15 protein-coding genes are annotated in these 17,553 nt (G+C 59.5%); 6 read left to right on the top strand and 9 right to left on the bottom strand.

The features are described 5' to 3' along the window. Positions 1 to 165: 165 nt before the first annotated feature. Entirely contained in the window at positions 166 to 1,344 is a 1,179-nt protein-coding gene (locus tag Q0721_RS11600) for a L,D-transpeptidase (RefSeq protein ID WP_299030099.1), read from the top strand. A gap of 6 nt (positions 1,345 to 1,350) precedes the next feature. Here the strand turns inward: Q0721_RS11600 and Q0721_RS11595 are convergent, their stop codons facing one another. The 6 genes from Q0721_RS11595 to pdxS all read right to left on the bottom strand — a co-directional run bounded on the left by Q0721_RS11595 (position 1,351) and on the right by pdxS (position 7,313). Next, positions 1,351 to 2,703, bottom strand: a complete 1,353-nt coding sequence (locus Q0721_RS11595; protein ID WP_299030096.1) for a citrate (Si)-synthase — start codon at positions 2,701 to 2,703, stop codon at positions 1,351 to 1,353. Between the two features lie 60 nt (positions 2,704 to 2,763). Then, a complete protein-coding gene (locus Q0721_RS11590) occupies positions 2,764 to 3,582 on the bottom strand; it encodes an IclR family transcriptional regulator (protein ID WP_299030092.1) in 819 nt (272 codons plus the stop codon). Positions 3,583 to 3,702: 120 nt separating this feature from the next. After that, on the bottom strand, positions 3,703 to 4,578 hold the full coding sequence (locus tag Q0721_RS11585) for an amino acid ABC transporter permease (RefSeq protein WP_299030089.1): 876 nt from the start codon (positions 4,576 to 4,578) through the stop codon (positions 3,703 to 3,705). A gap of 67 nt (positions 4,579 to 4,645) precedes the next feature. Continuing rightward, positions 4,646 to 5,542 (bottom strand): transporter substrate-binding domain-containing protein, encoded by an 897-nt coding sequence (locus Q0721_RS11580; protein WP_299030084.1) that lies wholly within the window; start codon positions 5,540 to 5,542, stop codon positions 4,646 to 4,648. A 247-nt stretch (positions 5,543 to 5,789) separates the two neighbouring features. Beyond that, the gene (pdxT, locus tag Q0721_RS11575; protein WP_299030081.1) at positions 5,790 to 6,407 is read right to left on the bottom strand and encodes a pyridoxal 5'-phosphate synthase glutaminase subunit PdxT; all 618 of its coding nucleotides are present in this window, start codon (positions 6,405 to 6,407) and stop codon (positions 5,790 to 5,792) included. A gap of 18 nt (positions 6,408 to 6,425) precedes the next feature. Then, the gene (gene pdxS, locus Q0721_RS11570) at positions 6,426 to 7,313 is read right to left on the bottom strand and encodes a pyridoxal 5'-phosphate synthase lyase subunit PdxS (RefSeq protein WP_299030078.1); all 888 of its coding nucleotides are present in this window, start codon (positions 7,311 to 7,313) and stop codon (positions 6,426 to 6,428) included. A 119-nt stretch (positions 7,314 to 7,432) separates the two neighbouring features. Between pdxS and icd the strand changes: the two genes are divergently transcribed. The 5 genes from icd (at position 7,433) to Q0721_RS11545 (ending at position 13,687) form a co-directional block, all read left to right on the top strand. Next, entirely contained in the window at positions 7,433 to 8,764 is a 1,332-nt protein-coding gene (gene icd, locus Q0721_RS11565) for an NADP-dependent isocitrate dehydrogenase (protein ID WP_299030074.1), read from the top strand. Between the two features lie 17 nt (positions 8,765 to 8,781). Next, entirely contained in the window at positions 8,782 to 11,499 is a 2,718-nt protein-coding gene (gene acnA, locus Q0721_RS11560) for an aconitate hydratase AcnA (protein WP_299030071.1), read from the top strand. Between the two features lie 84 nt (positions 11,500 to 11,583). Continuing rightward, positions 11,584 to 12,003, top strand: a complete 420-nt coding sequence (locus Q0721_RS11555; protein ID WP_299030069.1) for a secondary thiamine-phosphate synthase enzyme YjbQ — start codon at positions 11,584 to 11,586, stop codon at positions 12,001 to 12,003. Positions 12,004 to 12,010: 7 nt separating this feature from the next. Beyond that, a complete protein-coding gene (locus tag Q0721_RS11550; RefSeq protein WP_299030067.1) occupies positions 12,011 to 12,892 on the top strand; it encodes a site-specific DNA-methyltransferase in 882 nt (293 codons plus the stop codon). A gap of 21 nt (positions 12,893 to 12,913) precedes the next feature. Then, positions 12,914 to 13,687, top strand: a complete 774-nt coding sequence (locus tag Q0721_RS11545; protein WP_299030064.1) for a nucleoside phosphorylase — start codon at positions 12,914 to 12,916, stop codon at positions 13,685 to 13,687. Positions 13,688 to 13,917: 230 nt separating this feature from the next. Here the strand turns inward: Q0721_RS11545 and Q0721_RS11540 are convergent, their stop codons facing one another. The 3 genes from Q0721_RS11540 to Q0721_RS11530 form a co-directional block, all read right to left on the bottom strand. Beyond that, positions 13,918 to 15,135, bottom strand: coding sequence for a DUF3048 domain-containing protein (locus Q0721_RS11540; RefSeq protein WP_299030061.1), 1,218 nt, complete (start codon positions 15,133 to 15,135; stop codon positions 13,918 to 13,920). A gap of 165 nt (positions 15,136 to 15,300) precedes the next feature. Next, positions 15,301 to 16,305 carry a hypothetical protein gene (locus Q0721_RS11535; RefSeq protein ID WP_299030058.1) on the bottom strand — a complete coding sequence of 335 codons (1,005 nt, stop codon included), beginning with the start codon at positions 16,303 to 16,305 and terminating at the stop codon, positions 15,301 to 15,303. Further along, complete coding sequence (locus tag Q0721_RS11530; RefSeq protein WP_299030055.1) at positions 16,293 to 17,504, bottom strand: signal peptidase I; 1,212 nt, start codon at positions 17,502 to 17,504, stop codon at positions 16,293 to 16,295. The genes Q0721_RS11535 and Q0721_RS11530 overlap by 13 nt, the downstream gene beginning before the upstream one ends. Positions 17,505 to 17,553 lie beyond the last annotated feature (49 nt).

Here is a 17,553-nt window from a genome sequence, read left to right as displayed (position 1 = left end):
TCTCTAATTCTACCTCCTTTGGGCGCGGGCAAGGCACCTTAAGAGAAGCGGCGGGATAAGAAAGGGGCTTTGACACCGCTTGTAGGGTCATGCAATTGGCAACTTGACCCCTGCTCCAGGCTGTGTTTATAATGAGCCCACCCGTACATGGAGAATAGGACGATTATGCGACAAGCGGTGCGGTTTTTAGGGATTGTGGGGATGCTTTTGATGCTGGCGGGACGGGTGGTAACCCCCGCTCAGGCCGAAGAGGCCTCCTGGCGCGAGTCGTACAGTGGTCTGCCGCTGTGCCTGCCAGGGGTCTATCTCAGCGATCCGGGCGACTGCCTGCCGCTGGGGCCTTCACAGCGCCTGACGGCCTGGGCGCGCCTGGGATTGACCCTGCCGCCGCGGCCCCTACCGGCAGCATCTCCCGACCCGACTCTCAATGAAAGCCCGGTGCACATTGCCCGCATCAACCTGCCGGCGGAGGAACCCGCGCCGCTATATGCCTCGTTGGACGACGCCATCGCTGGGCAAAACCCCGTGCGTTTCATTGATCCTGGACCGCTGCGCTATGTCTCCTATGTGGACGCGCAGCGGGTGAACGGCAAACCCTACGTGCGTTTGCGCTCCGGCGAGTGGCTGCGTGCTTCACCCATTGCCTACTCAACCTTCCAGGGGCTGGTCTTTCATGCCACCCCCAACCATGATTTTGGTTGGATCGTAGATCTGGCCGGGCCGGCAGAGGTGCGCTCGGCGCCGGGATACGATGCCCCCAAGACTGGCCTAGTGCTCAAGCGCTACCAAGCGGTGCCGATTTACACCGTGCAACGTGTGGGCAATGTGGACTGGTACATGATCGGCCCTGATCAGTGGATTGAGCGCACTTTCATTCGCCAGGTGCGCGTTAACCCCACCCCGCCGCCAGGCGTGGAAGGCAGCCGCTGGATCGAGGTCAACCTGTATGATCAGACACTGGCGGTTTATGATCAGGGACAATTGGTTTTTGCTACCCTGATTGCCAGTGGGGGTGAGCCGTTTTACACTCGCCCTGGCCTGTTTAAGATCTACCAGAAGAAAATGACCGAGACGATGAGCGGCGCTTTTGCCGCCGACCGCTCGGATTACTACTATCTAGAAGATGTGCCGTGGACGATGTATTTTGATGAGGCGCGTGCCCTACATGGTGCCTATTGGCGGGCCTGGTTTGGCTTCCCGCAGACCCACGGCTGCGTCAACATGTCCCTCGGTGATGCCCACTGGCTCTTTGAATGGGCGCGTGAGGGCGATTGGGTCTACGTTTGGGATCCCTCCGGTCAGACGCCGACGGATCCCTCGCTCTACACGCCAGGCGGTGCCTAGCCGCCTTCAGGCCACCGGGGCCGAGGCCAGCGGCGCCGGCGCGGTTTCACCCGTCTGGGCGATCATGGCCTCCAGCATCTGGCTGGTGATGGACTTGGGGCGTTCCAGCGGTTTGTAAAGCCCGCGAGCCCACACTGTTTGTGCCGTGACGCCTAGCATGCGGCTGATGCCGAAGAGCACGGTGTAGAAATCCAGTTGGCGCACGCCAAAGTGATAGAGCAGGGCGCCGCTGATGGCATCTACGTTCGGCCATGGGTTCTTGACCTTACCTAATGACGAGAGAACGCGCGGCACAACGGCATAAACGCGCTTGACCAAGCGGTAAAGGGTATCCTGGGGGAAGTAGGTCTCGGCTAGGTCGGCCAGGGCAGTAAAGCGCGGATCCACCGTGCGCAGGACGGCGTGCCCGTAGCCAGGAATGGTCATACCCTTCTCCAGTTGATCGCGCACGTAGGCTTCCAGTTGCTCCTCACTGGGTAAACCGCCGAAGTGATGCAGTACCCGCAATAGCCAGCGCGTGCACTCTTGGTTGGCCAAGCCGTGCAAGGGGCCGGCTAGGCCATTAATGCCAGCGGAGGCGGTGAAGTAAATATCGGCCAGTGAGGAGGAAACTACATTGGCCGAGTAGGCGGTGACATTGCCGCCCTCGTGGTCGGAGTGGAGCACAAAGTAGAGGCGCATCAGTTCAACGAAGATCGGGTCATCACTCCGCCCAATCATGTAGGCGAAGTTGGCGCTCCAGTCTAGGTCAGGATGGGGCGGGATATGCTCACCCCGCTGGTACTTGCGGTTGTAAATGTAAGCCGCTAGGACGGGTAGTTTGGCAGTGAGGTTAAGGCTGTCTTCCAGGTAATAACCCCAGAAAGCCGGCTTAGAGATGCCCTCTTCGTAGCGTTTTGCAAAGATGGATTCGGTTTGCAGGGCCAGAATAGCCTGCGAGAGCAGGGTCATGGGATGGGCATCCCGTGGCATCGCATCAATAACGCGGAAGACGTGTTCCGGCACCGCCATGCGTTCTCTCCAGGTGGCTTCAACCTCCCAGGCTTCGGCTTCATCGGGCACCTCGCCGGTCATGAGCAGGTAATACAGTCCGCCGGCAAGGGGAAAAGCCGAACCGGGGGCCTTAGGTAAGATGCGCAGTAACTCGGGGATGGTGAAATCGCGGATGCGGATGCCCTGGTGTGGATCTACATACGAGGTGTCCGTAATCAGCAAAGTGACCCCGCGGATCCCGTTGAAAATCTGATCCAGGGTCACCTCACTGACCTTAAATTGGCCATAATGCTTTTTGAGATACTCGATGCGCTGGCGCTGTTCATTGAGATGGTAAGCCAGGCGTTCTTTCATACGATGGCTCATGTGGCATTCCTCCGGTTGGAAAGGTGAAGAGCGAGTAAAAACACGGTGAGAGGGGCGGGACTAGCGTTCGGGCGCACGTGCCAATCCTCCCCGGGTCAGGATGGTCAGGGCTGGAAGTGGGCGCCAGCCCATTTCTAATGAAATTTCACGGGCAGCGGCCAGCAGTTGGGGCAGGAAGGCGCCAATTTTCTCATCGGTCAGGCGTTGCGCCGGGCCAGAGATGGTGATGGCGGCATGAATGGCCTGTGTACGGTCAAAGATGGGCACGGAAACGCCGTTGGCCTCGGCAATCCATTCCCCATGGCTGACAGCATAACCCTGGGCGCGGATCGTTTCTAATTCGCGCAAAAGGGTGCGGCGATCAGTGATGGTGTGGGGGGTGAGGGGGTGCAGATCTATCTGCTCTAGCAAAGCCTCTTGCTCGTCACGGGGCAGGAAGGCCAGCAACACCTTGCCAGCTGAGCCGGCGTAGAGCGGGAGACGTTGCCCCAAGGGTGCTACCAGGCGCAGGCTATGGGGACTTTCCAGACGCTCGACGCAGATGCGCGCATCCCCATCTAGGATGTAGAGGCTAATCGTTTCCATCGTCTCGCGGTGCAGGGCTTGGAGATGGGGGAGAGCCAGCGTGCGTACATCCAGGCTAGCCAAATAGGCATCTGCCCAGGAAAGCACACGCGGCCCGATACCATAAAGCGAGGTAGTGGGATCCTGCACCAACAACCCCATCTCGCGCATGGCTTGCATCAGCCGTCCAGTGGTGCTGACCGATAGATTGATCTTGCGCGCCACCTGCCGCACACCCATCTGGCGCGATTCGGCGTTAAAGCAATCCAAGATGCAGGCAATACGCTCCAATAGTTGGACTTTTTCGGGCAGCATGGTCACGCTCCTCGCCTTGGGGTGTCCCGAAGAAAGGGACGCTGTCCCAAAGATCTAATTTCATTATAGAGAGACCCCACGCAAAAGTCAACTAAAATCATCCTAATTGTGCAAAAATTCTCAAACGCGGTGCAGGCGCTTTTCTATACCCTTGACGATGAACGAGAGCACCATGGTCATGGTCAAATACATAACTGCCAGGGTGGTATAGGCTTCCTGATATTGGAAAGAGCGGGCAGCATAGAGGCGGGTGACCTGGGTGATGTCACGCACGGCCAGTACCGAAACGAGCGAGGAATCTTTGAGCATGGAGATGAAATCATTGCCCAACGCCGGCAGGATGTTGCGCACGGCCTGGGGCAGGATGACGAAGCGCATTGCTTGGCCATAGGTCATGCCCAAGGAACGTGCCGCTTCCATCTGTCCCTTCGGGATAGACTGAATGCCGGCGCGAAAGACCTCGGCCAGGAAGGCGCCATAGGTGATAGAAAGGGCAACAATGGCGCGCACGCCCATTGAGACGGCGTTGTTTTCTAATTGGCTGAGGGGGTTGCCCAGGCCGGTTACCCCCAGTCCCGTCAACCACCGCCCTAACTGGTTCAACCCGCTGACCACACCCGGCATGCCAACCAAGGCAATGTAGAAGATCAGCACCAGCATAGGGATGCCGCGCACGATTTCGATATAGAGCGTGGCGGCGTTTTTGATGATTACATTGTTGGAAAGGCGCCCCAGGCCTGTGATCAACCCCAAAACAAGGGCAATGGCAAAAGCAAACAAGGTGGTGGTCAGGGTGATGCTCAACCCAACCTTGATAAAGTCGAAGGCTTGGCGGTAGGTGGGGCGACTGTAAATGGTAATGGCGGTATAAATGGCGATAAATGCGATAGCGATCAGCCACCAGGGGATGGCCTTGAGGCGTGCACCCAGGCGTAGGCTGGGCCACGAAACACCGAAGATGGCTTCAAACCATTTGAGGGAGAGGCGGTTAAGCATGATAACCTCCGTAGCCGCTAGAACCTGCCGCCTGTGGGTAAGACAGGCGGCAGGGCAAAGGCAATGATCAGGGCTGCTTGAAATCGGGGCCAAAGTATTTGAGGTTGTACTCATCCAGTTTGCCACTGGCTTTCAAGGCAGCGATGGCTTGGTTCACTGGCGCAACCAGGTCGCTCCCTTTGGGGAAGGCGAACCCCAGCTCATCGCTGGAAATGGGCGGGCCAATGAGTTCAAGTTGATCGGCGTTCTCGCCCACGTAGCCCAATCCGATCACTTCATCCATGATCACCGCATCTACATCCCCTGAAAGCAAGGCCTGGACGGCGAAGGGGAATTGCTCAAAACCCTTAATACGGGTTTCGGGCAAGTACTTGGCAGCCGTTTCATAATTGGTGGTCGCAATCTGGGTGCCCAGGATTAGGTTATTGTTGGCGACAAAGGATTCCAGGCTATCGAAGCGATTCTCACCCTTGCGCACCAGGAGGCGCTGCTGAATTTGCAGATAGCCGTCGGAAAAATCTACCACCTGCTTGCGGTCTTCGGTGATGGTAATGCCGTCGGCAGCCACGTCATACTGTCCCAGTGAGATGGCTTGAATCAGGCCATCCCAGGCGGCCTCAACAAAGACCGGGGTGCAGTGCAGCAGGGTGCAAATCTCACGCCAAACATCGTAATCCCAGCCACCGGGTTGGCCGGTATCGGTCGCGATGTAGTTGAAGGGGGGATAGGCGTTTTCAACGGCGATGGTGATCTTGCGGCAATTCAGGTCTACCAGGGCGGTTTCAGCGCTACCCAAGCAGCCCTCGGGTTGAGCGACTGAGGTGGTTGCTGTGGGTTCTGTCTGTGCTTGTGCAACGGTGGGCGATGGAACCGCGGTTGGGGTAGACATGGCGGCAGGGGCACAGGCCGTCAGCATAATGGCCGCTAAGGCCAGGACAACAACACAAGCGCGCAACGTTTTCATCTCTGTCTCCTCCAGACATTTAGGAAAATATAAAAAGCCCTTCCTTTGGCTACGGAAGGGCTTGCTGCGCTACGTTTGAACTCCTCGATTACGGCTTCAGCCAAACGGCACCTGCCCTTCCGTCGGAAGGGGGCTTTGGCTGTGGTTGGCGCTTGGCTTCGGCCCAGAACAACATGTCATCTTTATAGCAAAGGATGCCGTCTTTGTCAACCGCTGATAGGATTTTTTAAGGTAGTCTTTGTCCTATTCAGCGGGACAACGGCACGTCCAGATCAAGCGTGGCGACCTCTTCGGCTATTTTTAGGAAGAAGCGGTGGAAACGTGTGTCGTCTGTCAGTTCAGGATGGAACGCAGTGGCTAACCAGTGTCCCTGTCGTGCGGCGACGATGCGACCGTCGGGCAATGTAGCCAGAATCTCCACCCCTGGCCCCACTCGCTCAATCAGCGGCGCGCGGATGAAGACAGCGCGGAAGGGGCGCACCTCCTCTTCGACCTGGCGCAGGGCGGGTACATCAAGATCTATTTCAAAACTTTCGACCTGCCGCCCGAAAGCATTACGTTGCACTTGGATATCCATCAGGCCGAGCAGGGGCTGAGGACGGCGCGCATCTTTGGAGAGAAAGATAGCGCCGGCGCAGGTGCCCCATACGGCGTGAGTGAGCGCAAAGGTGCGCAACGGTTCCATCAGTCCGAAATCAGCCGCCAGTTTGCCGATGGTCGTAGATTCGCCGCCGGGGATGATCAGGCCGTCCAAGCCTTCCAGGTGAGCCGGCAGGCGCACCTGGCGGGTGCGAACGCCCAGGCGTTCCAAGATGTGCTGATGTTCGATGAAATCCCCCTGGAGGGCGAGGATGCCGATTTGCATACCCACCTCCTCCTGGGCTTACCAGCCGCGCCCGGCCATCATCTCGTGCTCGGCCAGGCTGGCCACCGTGCGCCCAACCATGGGCTCGCCCAGGTTGCGGCTGACTTCGGCTAGGATCTGTGGATCGTTGTAGTGGGTCACTGCTTTGACGATGGCAGCAGCACGCTTGGCCGGATCGCCGGATTTGAAGATGCCCGAGCCGACAAAAACGCCATCCATGCCCAATTGCATCATTAAGGCAGCATCAGCGGGGGTGGCGATACCGCCGGCAGCAAAATTGACCACCGGCAGACGGCCCAAGGCACGGGTTTCCATGACCAGTTCGTAAGGCGCCCCAATCTCTTTAGCATATGCCATCACCTCTTCTTCAGGCAGGCTCTGCAGGTGGCGGATTTGTCCTAGGATGCGCCGCGCGTGACGCACGGCTTCTACCACATCGCCGGTGCCGGCCTCACCCTTGGTGCGAATCATGGCCGCCCCTTCGCCAATGCGTCGCAGCGCCTCACCCAGATCGCGCGCGCCACACACGAAAGGTACCTTGAAAGCATGTTTGTTGATATGGTGCTCTTCATCGGCGGGCGTGAGTACTTCGGATTCGTCAATGTAATCCACCCCAATGGCTTCCAGGATCTGCGCTTCCACGAAGTGTCCGATGCGCACCTTGGCCATGACCGGGATGCTGACCGCATCCATGATCTTGAGGATCAGTTCCGGATCACTCATCCGTGCTACCCCGCCCTGAGCACGGATATCCGCCGGAACGCGCTCCAAGGCCATGACGGCTACTGCACCAGCATCTTCGGCAATGCGCGCTTGTTCGGGTGTGACCACATCCATGATGACTCCCCCTTTGAGCATCTGCGCCAGCCCAACTTTGACTTTGAATGTACCTTTTTCTGCATTCATGAGAGTCACCTCCATCATTTCCTAAACCTGCGATTGACTGACATTTTACCACTCTACTCAAAAATTCGCGCATCCTTCATTGCGACCCAAATGCTCCACTTTCGCGCTATAATTTGGGCATGGCTTATGACTACCCTCCTCCCCCCGCTCAAGGTGAACCCATTCTCCGTGTAGATGGACGTTGGCAAGTGCCGGATCGCCCGATTGTGCCTTTTATCGAGGGCGATGGTTCCGGCCCCGAGATCTGGCGAGCGACGCGCACAGTATTGGACGCTGCCGTTGCAGTGGCCTATGGGGGCCGCCGCCAAATTCAATGGTACGAAGTGTTTGCCGGCCAGAAGGCCTTTCAACGCTTCGGGGTGTGGTTGCCAGAAGAAACTCTGCGCGCGTTCGAGACCTACAAGGTGGGCATTAAGGGGCCTTTGGCTACTCCCATTGGTGAGGGGGTGCGTTCGGTGACGGTGGCGCTGCGGCGCATGCTGGATCTTTATGTGTGCCAGCGTCCGGTGCGCTGGTTGCCCGGCGTGCCTTCGCCCGTGCGTCACCCCGAAAAGGTCAATATGGTGGTCTTCCGTGAAAACACCGAAGACCTCTACGCAGAAATTGAATTCCCGGCCGAGAGCGAGATCAACCATGCCTTTCAAGCCTGGTTACAGACCCATTATCCTGAAGCTTACACTCGCCTGCTCTTCCCGGAGAGCACGGCGTTCAGCCTCAAGCCGATTTCACGCCGCGGCACCGAACGCTTGGTGCGCGCCGCCATCCGTTGGGCGCTGGCCAACCGCCGCCGTAGCGTGACCCTGGTGCATAAGGGCAACATCATGAAGATGACCGAAGGGGCGTTTCGGAATTGGGGTTACGATCTGGCCGAACGCGAATTTGGTGAGCGTGTCTACACTCAGCGCCAGTGGGAACGCACGCGCCTGGCCTATGATGAAGAAACGGCCAACCAGGAACGCCAGGCGGCGCTGGCGGCGGGTAAGTTGTGGGTGAAAGAAGTGATTACCGATGCTGCCTTTGAAATTGCGATCACCCGTCCGCACGAGTTTGACGTGCTGGCAACCCCGAATTTGAGCGGGGATTACCTCTCCGATGCGTTGGCGGCGCTGGTGGGCGGTTTGGGGATTGCACCGGGGGCAAATTACAATGAAGAAACTGGGGTAGCCATTTTTGAGGCTACTCATGGTACCGCACCCACGCTGGCGGGCAGAGATCTGGTCAACCCAACCTCCCTTATTCTCTCGGGCGAGATGTTGTTGCGGTATATTGGCTGGCGCGAAGCGGCGGATCTAGTGATCGGCGCACTGGAACAGGTGATTGCGGCGCGCCAGTTAACGCAGGATTTGTACCATCTGACCGAGGGTGCAACTCTACTGAAAACTTCAGAGTTTACGCAGGCGCTGGTGATGGCGATCCGTGAATCTCAAGCGCCCAAGGAACGAATTCTTTAACGTTGAGAGGTGGACGGATGAACCCTTTACCTTCGTTAGCCACGTTGACGGTAGGTGAGCAGAACTATCGCTATTATCCTCTCTCGGCCTTGCCCGATCTAAGTCCGGAACGTCTGGCCCAGTTACCCTTTGTCATTCGTATTTTCCTTGAAGGCGTAGCGCGGCAGGTTGCTCGGGGACGGGCTGACCCTCAAGACCTGATCCATCTCATCACCTGGCAACCTCAGGCCGTCCAGCGCCCCAGCATGCCCTTCTTCCCCGGGCGGGTGGTGATGCAGGACTTTACCGGTGTGCCGGTGCTCAACGACTTGGCCGGTATGCGGGCTGCGGTGGCACGCTTGGGCGGTGACCCTGCTGCAGTCAACCCGCGGGTACCGGTGGATCTGGTCATTGATCATTCGGTGCAGGTGGACTACTATGGCACGCCGGATGCTTTCCGCTTGAATGCAGAGAAGGAGTTTGAACGCAACCGCGAACGTTATGAGTTTCTGCACTGGTGCCAACGTGCGTTCAAAAACCTGCGCATCGTGCCTCCGGCTTCGGGCATTGTGCACCAGGTCAATTTGGAATATCTTGCCCGCGGCGTGCTGACTGTTGAGGAGGCAGACGGGTTGCCCCTGGCTTTCCCGGACACCCTGGTAGGCACCGACTCGCATACCACCATGATCAACGGACTGGGCGTGGTGGGCTGGGGAGTAGGGGGTATTGAAGCCATCGCTGCCATGTTGGGCGAACCGATTGAGATCGTCATTCCGGATGTGATCGGCTTTCACCTGAGTGGTCGCTTGCCCGAGGGCACTACCCCGACCGACTTGACCCTAACCATTGTGCAGATGCTGCGTCGCTTTGGTGTGGTGGATAAGGTGGTTGAGTTCTTTGGCCCTGGTCTGGATCACCTGACCCTGGCCGACCGGGCGATGATCGCTAATATGGCCCCGGAGAGCGGTGCGACCATGCTGTACTTCCCGGTAGATGCGCAGACATTGGATTACCTGCGCTTCTCCGGCCGCCCGGAGGCGCTGGTGCGCCTGGTGGAGGCCTATTATCGCGCGCAGCATCTCTTCCGCACGGCGGAAACACCTGCTCCTGCTTACACAGCGGTGCTGGAACTGGATATGAGTCAGGTGGAACCCAGCCTGGCCGGGCCACGCCGCCCCCAGGATCGCGTAGCGCTGAGCGAAGTGCCGGCCAATTTCCGCCAGGCGCTGATGGCGCCGCGCACGGCCAACGGCTTTGGCGTGCCCGAAACTGAGCAGGCAACTGAAGTCACAGTCAACCTGGATGAGCAGAGGGTGACGCTACGCCACGGTTCGGTGGTAATTGCGGCCATCACCTCCTGCACCAATACTTCCAACCCGTATGTCATGGTGGCGGCTGGTCTGCTGGCCAAGAAGGCAGTGGAGCGCGGCTTACGTACTCCGCCTTATGTCAAGACCAGCTTGGCGCCAGGCTCACGGGTGGTGATAGATTACCTAGCCGCTGCTGGGTTGCTCAAGCCCCTCGAGGCGCTGGGCTTCCACCTGGTGGGTTTTGGTTGTACCACCTGTATTGGCAATGCCGGGCCGCTACCCGAGCCGATTGTCAATGCGATCAAGGATAATAACCTAGTAGCGGTGGCAGTGCTTTCGGGCAACCGTAACTTTGAAGGGCGCGTCAGTCCGCACACCCGCGCCAATTACCTGGCCTCACCGCCGCTGGTGGTGGCATATGCGCTGGCAGGTGAAATCGGGCGCGACCTCACGCGTGAACCGCTCGGTTACGATCCGCAGGGACAGCCGGTCTATCTGCGAGATCTCTGGCCCTCAGCCCAAGAGGTGTTTGAGACCATTCGGCAGGCTATCACGCCGGAGTTGTTTGCACGGGATTACGCGGATCTTTACGCTGGCAACCCGCTTTGGAATGCCATTGAGAGCGGCGAGGGACTGCTCTACACCTGGGACGAACATTCGACCTATTTGCAACCGCCGCCGTTTTATGACCCTCCTGAGGCAGCGGCCTGGATAGCCGATATCCGCGATGCGCGGGTGCTGGCACTGCTGGGTGATTCGGTAACTACCGATCACATCTCCCCGGCCGGCACCATTCCGGTGAATACCCCTGCCGGGCAGTATTTGATGGCACGGGGGGTACCGCCCTCGGAGTTCAATTCTTACGGCTCACGGCGTGGCAACCATGAGGTGATGGTACGGGGAACGTTTGCCAACATCCGTCTGAAAAACCTGCTGGTACCTGGGGTGGAAGGGGGCTACACCCGCCACTTTCCTAGTGGGGAGCAGATGACCATCTATGAGGCGGCTATGCGTTACCAGGCGGAGGGGGTGCCGTTGATCATCCTAGCAGGCAAGGAATACGGCACCGGTTCCAGCCGCGATTGGGCGGCTAAAGGCACGCGCTTGCTAGGGGTACGGGCGGTGATCGCCGAGTCCTTTGAGCGCATCCATCGCGCCAACCTGGCGGGTATGGGGGTTTTGCCGTTGCAGTTTCAGCCCGGACAGAATGCCCAGAGCCTGGGGCTGAGCGGGGAGGAGGTCTATGATATTCTCGGCCTGGCCGAGAACCTGCATCCCGGTGGGTGGGTGCGTGTGCGGGCACGCCGCGCCGATGGGAGCGAAGTGCATTTTGAAGCCCTCTTACGTCTGGATACCCCCAATGAGGTGCGTTACTACCGCCAGGGCGGGTTGTTACCGGCAGTGCTCAATCATCTGTTAGGGCAGCAGGCGGTGGTCAATCCCTAAGGGACACCCGCGCGGCCTATTCTATGTTAAAATCCAACGGCGCAGCACCTCTGCGCCGTTGATTCCTGTGCCAAGGGGTTGAGGATGAAGAGTTATCGCAAGGAGTTATGGTTCAACGTACCCTCGCGACGGGCGTTTATCAATATCACGCCGCAGGTCGAAGCCTGTGTGCGCGAAAGCGGGATCAAAGAGGGGCTGGTGTTGGTCAATGCGATGCATATTACCGCCTCGGTGTTTATCAACGACGATGAGCCGGGCCTGCACCAGGATTTTGAACGCTGGTTGGAGAAACTGGCTCCCCATGAACCGGTTTCGCAGTACCGTCACAACGATACCGGTGAGGACAACGCCGATGCCCACCTCAAGCGTCAGGTCATGGGGCGCGAGGTGGTGGTGGCAATCACTAACGGCAAGCTGGATTTCGGCCCGTGGGAGCAGATCTTCTACGGTGAGTTCGATGGTCGACGCCCTAAGCGGGTGCTGGTGAAGATCATCGGCGAGTGAGGCACGGATGGGTTCGCAGCGTATACCCCGTGGCTGGGTCTACTTGGGGGATAACCTGCCCATCCTGCAGGCCCTGCCTTCCGAGAGCGTGGATCTGATCTACATTGATCCCCCCTTCAACACCGGGCGAGTGCAAGCGCGTCCGCGTCTGCGCACCCTCCAAGCGGAGAGCGGTGACCGGGTGGGGTTTGGAGGGCGGCGTTATCTGACGGTCAAACTGGGCCAGCAGGCTTATGCGGATGTTTTCGATGATTACCTGGGCTTTTTGGAGCCGCGCTTGCGCGAGGCGTACCGCGTGCTTAAACCCCATGGCAGTCTTTACTTTCACATTGACTATCGCGAGGTGCATTACTGCAAGGTGCTGTTAGACAGCATCTTCGGGCGGGAGTGCTTTCTGAATGAAATCATTTGGGCTTACGACTACGGCGCCCGCACGCGGCGCAAATGGCCGCCCAAACACGATAACATCCTTTTCTATGCCAAAGATCCCAAGCACTACACCTTCAACTATGACGCGGTGGAGCGCATTCCCTATATGGCGCCGGGTTTGGTGGGGCCGCAAAAAGCGGCCCGCGGTAAGTTTCCCACGGATACCTGGTGGCACACGATTGTGCCGACCAACGGTAGCGAGCGCACCGGTTACCCCACGCAGAAACCGTTGGGGATCTTGCGCCGTATCCTACAAGCCTCGTCCAATCCGGGCGATCTGGTGCTGGATTTCTTTGCCGGGAGTGGTACGACCGGCGCAGCCTGCCTGGAATTGGGGCGACGCTTCATCCTAATCGACAACAACCCGCAAGCGTTTGAGGTCATGCGCCAACGCTTTGCGGGAGTGGAAGACATTGAGTGGATTTTGCCGGAAACACCCTCTGGGCTGCACTCATCTTAGCCTTCCAAGGGGATAATGCAGATGTCCGATCGGCCTGCCTGGCCTATCTTGGAATACGACCCCGATCCGCGTGCCATCCTAGAGCCCGCACTACCGCTACCTGCTGCGCCGGTGCCGCGGCGGGCGGTGCTGTGTTTCTTCCAGGAAGTTTTGGAAGGATTGCGTGTGCGGGGGCGCCTGCGCGTCATTGGGCACCTCAAATCTGAGATCGGCCCTAATCCCCTCTACTTGCTTGAAGAGGAGGGGAACGAGTCGGTGTTAGTGCTCCATCCGGGGGTAGGGGCACCCCTGGCGGCCGGCTTCCTGGAGGAGGTGATTGCGTTGGGGGTGCGCAAGGTGATGGTGTGCGGGGGTTGCGGCGTACTGACTCCAGAGATTACCGCTGGGCACGTGATCGTGATCACGGCGGCGGTGCGGGATGAGGGCACCTCCTACCATTACCTGCCCCCGGCACGTGAGGTACTAGCCGATCCCCAAGCGATGGCGGCCTTGGTCGCAGCGCTGGAGCACCACCGGGTGCCCTACCGCCTGGGCAAAACTTGGACCACCGATGGGCTGTACCGCGAAACGGCGGCACGGCGTGCCCGGCGGGTGGCTGAGGGCTGCTTGGTGGTAGAAATGGAAGCCGCCGCATTAATGGCAGTGGCGCGCTTTCGTGGGGTTCCGCTGGGGCAGGTGGTCTATGGGGGAGATTTGGTGATCCCTGAGGGCTGGGATGAACGAGAGTGGTACCGGCGCGCCAGTGATCGCGAACGACTTTTTTGGCTGGCAGTGGAGGCGGTGCGGCGCCTTTAAAAGGCAAACTGCCCATCATGGGCAGTCTGCCGGGGGGCGGGCTGCGGCTCCCTTTAAGCGATCAGGAGGAGGGATGCCGCAGCCCTACGTTGACGACTACTGTCCATTGCTCGACATCACCTCCTCTCGTTTGGGATGGCATTTCCGTGCGCAGGGCAGGCCCTGCTTGTGGTCAGTATCCCATAAAACAGGGTGGCTGTCAAGCCAAAATGTGCTGAGGTTGTACAGGCTCACCAGTCGCGGCCAAAGGTGAAGCGCCAGGTGGCACCCGTGTTTTGGACGCGGGTGGACAGCCCCATCACCTCAAACCAGGTCTGCCCAGGCTTGAAGGGCACCAGTTGGCCCGCATCATTCACCAGAGTTAGCACGTCTTCCTCGCGCAGGCGCTGCCAGTTGACTTGATAAATTTGCCCGTCGCGCACTAGGTAGGCTGTGCCTTTCCCAAGAAGTTTGAAATCCAGCACCTCAACCTCGGGACGCGGATCCACCTCTTCATAGCGCACAAAGAGGATAACCACATTATCGGCTTGGATGGGCTGTTGAGTCAGCGCATCGGTCAGCTGTTCATAGACCTCATTACGCTGATCCACGTCGTTTTCTTTATCCACATAGCGCTGGTAGCGCCCGCTGGCGGGGTCATAGTCCCAGCGGTTGTAGATGGCGCCGGAGAAGCGGGCAAAGACACGTTCAGCGGGTTGGCCGCCCGGAGGCGGGGTGAGGTTGAAAACCATGCCGTCCAGGTTGGGGCGGGTGTTGTCAATCCCACGTTTTGCCAGCAAAGTTTGAAGCGCCTGGGTGTTGGCGGCCAAGTAATTGCGCCCATTGGGGTCGTAACGGCACACCGCGGGACAGGTGTCGCCACCTTCCAGGATCAGGCGATTGCCAAATTCGGAGTTGGCCAGACGGCGGAAGATCGGCTCATAGGCGCTGCCGAAGACGAATACGGCTTTGTACATGCGGATGAGGTTGATATCTGGGTAACGTGCTGAGCGGATGGGCATGACGCGCTCGGCATCCTGGCCGTAAAAGAGCGCCGCGTAGCGCGTGGAGCCGTACTCGGTGTAGAGTTCATAGACGATATCAGCGCGCGAGAGACCAGATTGAGGGCGGTCGCTACGCGGTAGGTTTTGTACCTTGATCAAGATGGGGCGTCGGTTGAGCAAAGCCGGATCGCTCACCGGCAGCCCGGTGAGGGGGTTAACATTGGCTGGGAAGTTGGTCGGCCCATAGCCCTCCGGCGGGTAGGGGGCTGTGGCAGTGGGCGCCGCCGTAGGACTGGCAGCAGGGGTGGTGGCAAGGGGAAGCGGGGTTTGAGTTGCGCGGGGCAAAAAGGGGGTCGCGGAAGCGGTCGGTGTGGCCTGAAGTGCAGAGGTAGCACAGCCAGCGAGCACAAGCGCATTCAGCGTCAGGGTCGTCAACAGAATAAGCCAATAGGGTTTGGTCGTCATGGGCAATCCAACCTCCGGCAAGGGTTGCGGGTGGAATACAACGTTGCCTGTATGGTAATGCCGAGGGCGGGCTTTGACAAGGGAGAAACGGGCCCTGCGGGCAGGGGGCCCGCAGGGGTGAGCGGGGCGTCGCAGCGGTTGCGACGTCGGGCGGAAGGGGCAGGGTTAACTTCCACCAGGTGAAGGTGGCGGGGGATTTGAAGGTGGCACAGGGGTGGGAGTGGGTGGTGCTGGTGTGGGGGTGGGGGGCTCGGGTGTCACTGTTGGCGCGGGAGTGTCCGTAGGCGGTGGAAGCGGGGTGGGGGTTTGGGTAGGTGGTGGAGGTGGGGTGGTCGTTGGGCTGGGAGGGACGGGGGTGTCGGTTGGTGCGAGGGTAGGCGTAGAGGTCAAGGTAAGGGTGGGGCTGGTCGTTAGGCTGGGGGTGGAGGTGGGTTGCCAGCCGCGCGGCAGAGGAATGGCAGTGCCATCACCGTCACCCGGGTTAGGCTGAGTAGGGCCGGGAATGGTCTCCCCTTGGCTGGGGGGCTCAAAACTCGTGCGGGTGGTGAAACCATAGGGGCAAGGCTCTGGCCCCGCGCAGTGTGGGCCACCTGGTAGCCAACCGGAGTGATTGAGAATCGTGACCGTGGCAGTGTTGCGGTAAGCGGTATTTGCCAACCAGGGGACGGCTAATTCGTAATCAAAGCAACGCGTTTCGCCCGGCGCAAGTGGTTCGCCAGGGGCTAGCTCCAGGCGCGCCTCGGCCAGCGGTTGCCAGTTTTGCTGCTTGGGTTTAATCTCTACCTGATCTACAATCCGCAGCCCTTCGGTGGGGCGTTCACCGCCGTTGGTGACGCAGATTTTCCCAAAAACGATGAACGTATTGCCCGGTAATCCCTCCGACCAACGTGTTTGGGCGGTCTTGTCGCCGTGGATGGTGGTGCCCGCCTGGCCGTGGGGGGTGGTGGTTGGGGTGGGGGTGGGCGTTGCGGTGGGAGTCTCGGTGAAGATCCACTGGCCGGTAGTGATTTCCCCTGAGACGGTAAGCACCTCCGCCCATAGGGTCTGCCCAACCGGCATGAAGAGAGTCAGCAGCCAGAGGCTGAGCACGCCCAACGCCAGGCTCCACAGCGGCGGCTGGAAGGTCAGGCGCGGGCGAGGCAAACGGCGTAAACGAGTTAGAAGAGCCATTGCACCACCTGTTTAAGCCATAAGGTCGGCCAACCCACCTTGGGGATGACCAGCACCACCCGTCCCTGCACTTGCTCTGGGGTGATGGGGTCATCGCGGACGTTGTTGTTATCGCCCTGGGTGATGAAGGTGAGTTGGTTGTTTTCGCGGTGTATTTCGACCACGCGGTGCACCACCGAGCCACCGGGCAGGCGGAACTGGATGATATCGCCAACGCGGACGGCCTCGGGGGTAACCGGTTGCACAATGACCAGATCCCCGGCTACCAGGGTGGGTTTCATGCTGTAGCCACTGACGACAAAGGGGCGCACACCGAAGAAGCCGGTGTTGAACCAGAACACAGTCAGTGCGATGAGCAGGGCCCACCACCAACTGTTGAGCGAGCGGGAATGATGGGAGCTCGGTGCTTCGGCAGCGGTATCAGGATTTGCCGTGGTGGGGAGGAAACCCTGTAAGTAGAAAAAGCCGATGAGCGGCACCAGGGTGCCGATGAACGCGTGCACCAACCAGGTCAAGTTGGGCAAGACGGGGGAGAGCCACTCAAAGAGGAGGGGCAAGGCGCGGTAGAGGATGGCTGGGAGCGGCCCGCCCAGCCAGGCCAGGAGTGCGGCCACCAGTCCTTCGGCCAGGCCGGGCAGGAGATGGGCGCCCAGGAAGGCAATGATCTCCGGCGGGGTATCCAACGTGGTCCAGCGCGCCAGCGGGATGAGGAGGAGGGTGGGGATGAGGGCTCCCAGGGCCACGGCCAGCAGCAGGTTATGCTGCCCAACGCGACGGACGAAAGTAGCCCGCGCAGTTTCCAGTCCGAACAGGCCGGCGGCTAGGTACCACAGGTTGCCCACAACGGCCGGGAAGCGGTGCGCATACGGCGAATAACCTAGACCAAAGATGATACCAGCCAACAAGAAGGCGGCAGTTTGGATGAGTCCAAGCAAAAGGGCAAACATGAAGAGCAGGCGGGTTGGGCGGGGCCAGGCGCTCCAACCGCTCCAGGCGAGCAGGGCGGCCACCCCGCCCAGGAGCAGCCAGGCTAGGGGTTGGACAAGGTAGAAATTGATCCCCGGCGCCAGCGTGGGGGCAAGGAGGTAAATGAGGAGGTAAGCCGCAACAGCACTGAGCGCCAGTACCCACCAGGCCGCGCGGTGGGTGCGTGGTGCGCTCAGGAACGTGAGCAGACGGTGGTGAAAGGATTTGCGCATGAGCAGGTGGCCTCCATGGAGTGGGAGTGAAGGGGCAGGCCAGGGATTG

It is taken from the genome of uncultured Thermanaerothrix sp., from assembly GCF_938028735.1.
Taxonomy (GTDB): Bacteria; Chloroflexota; Anaerolineae; order Anaerolineales; family Anaerolineaceae; genus Thermanaerothrix.
Note: the sequence above shows the minus strand (reverse complement) of the source record. Positions and strands in the feature narration are given on the sequence as shown.

Excerpts from the sequence above, each read along its gene's own strand:
- Q0721_RS11580 (WP_299030084.1), bottom strand. The coding sequence starts at position 5,542 with ATGAAAACGTTGCGCGCTTGTGTTGTTGTCCTGGCCTTAGCGGCCATT.
- Q0721_RS11540 (WP_299030061.1), bottom strand. The coding sequence starts at position 15,135 with ATGACGACCAAACCCTATTGGCTTATTCTGTTGACGACCCTGACGCTG.
- acnA (WP_299030071.1), top strand. The coding sequence starts at position 8,782 with ATGAACCCTTTACCTTCGTTAGCCACGTTGACGGTAGGTGAGCAGAAC.
- Q0721_RS11585 (WP_299030089.1), bottom strand. The coding sequence starts at position 4,578 with ATGCTTAACCGCCTCTCCCTCAAATGGTTTGAAGCCATCTTCGGTGTT.
- icd (WP_299030074.1), top strand. The coding sequence starts at position 7,433 with ATGGCTTATGACTACCCTCCTCCCCCCGCTCAAGGTGAACCCATTCTC.
- Q0721_RS11535 (WP_299030058.1), bottom strand. The coding sequence starts at position 16,305 with ATGGCTCTTCTAACTCGTTTACGCCGTTTGCCTCGCCCGCGCCTGACC.
- Q0721_RS11545 (WP_299030064.1), top strand. The coding sequence starts at position 12,914 with ATGTCCGATCGGCCTGCCTGGCCTATCTTGGAATACGACCCCGATCCG.
- Q0721_RS11550 (WP_299030067.1), top strand. The coding sequence starts at position 12,011 with ATGGGTTCGCAGCGTATACCCCGTGGCTGGGTCTACTTGGGGGATAAC.
- Q0721_RS11555 (WP_299030069.1), top strand. The coding sequence starts at position 11,584 with ATGAAGAGTTATCGCAAGGAGTTATGGTTCAACGTACCCTCGCGACGG.
- pdxT (WP_299030081.1), bottom strand. The coding sequence starts at position 6,407 with ATGCAAATCGGCATCCTCGCCCTCCAGGGGGATTTCATCGAACATCAG.
- Q0721_RS11595 (WP_299030096.1), bottom strand. The coding sequence starts at position 2,703 with ATGAGCCATCGTATGAAAGAACGCCTGGCTTACCATCTCAATGAACAG.
- Q0721_RS11590 (WP_299030092.1), bottom strand. The coding sequence starts at position 3,582 with ATGCTGCCCGAAAAAGTCCAACTATTGGAGCGTATTGCCTGCATCTTG.
- Q0721_RS11600 (WP_299030099.1), top strand. The coding sequence starts at position 166 with ATGCGACAAGCGGTGCGGTTTTTAGGGATTGTGGGGATGCTTTTGATG.
- Q0721_RS11530 (WP_299030055.1), bottom strand. The coding sequence starts at position 17,504 with ATGCGCAAATCCTTTCACCACCGTCTGCTCACGTTCCTGAGCGCACCA.
- pdxS (WP_299030078.1), bottom strand. The coding sequence starts at position 7,313 with ATGAATGCAGAAAAAGGTACATTCAAAGTCAAAGTTGGGCTGGCGCAG.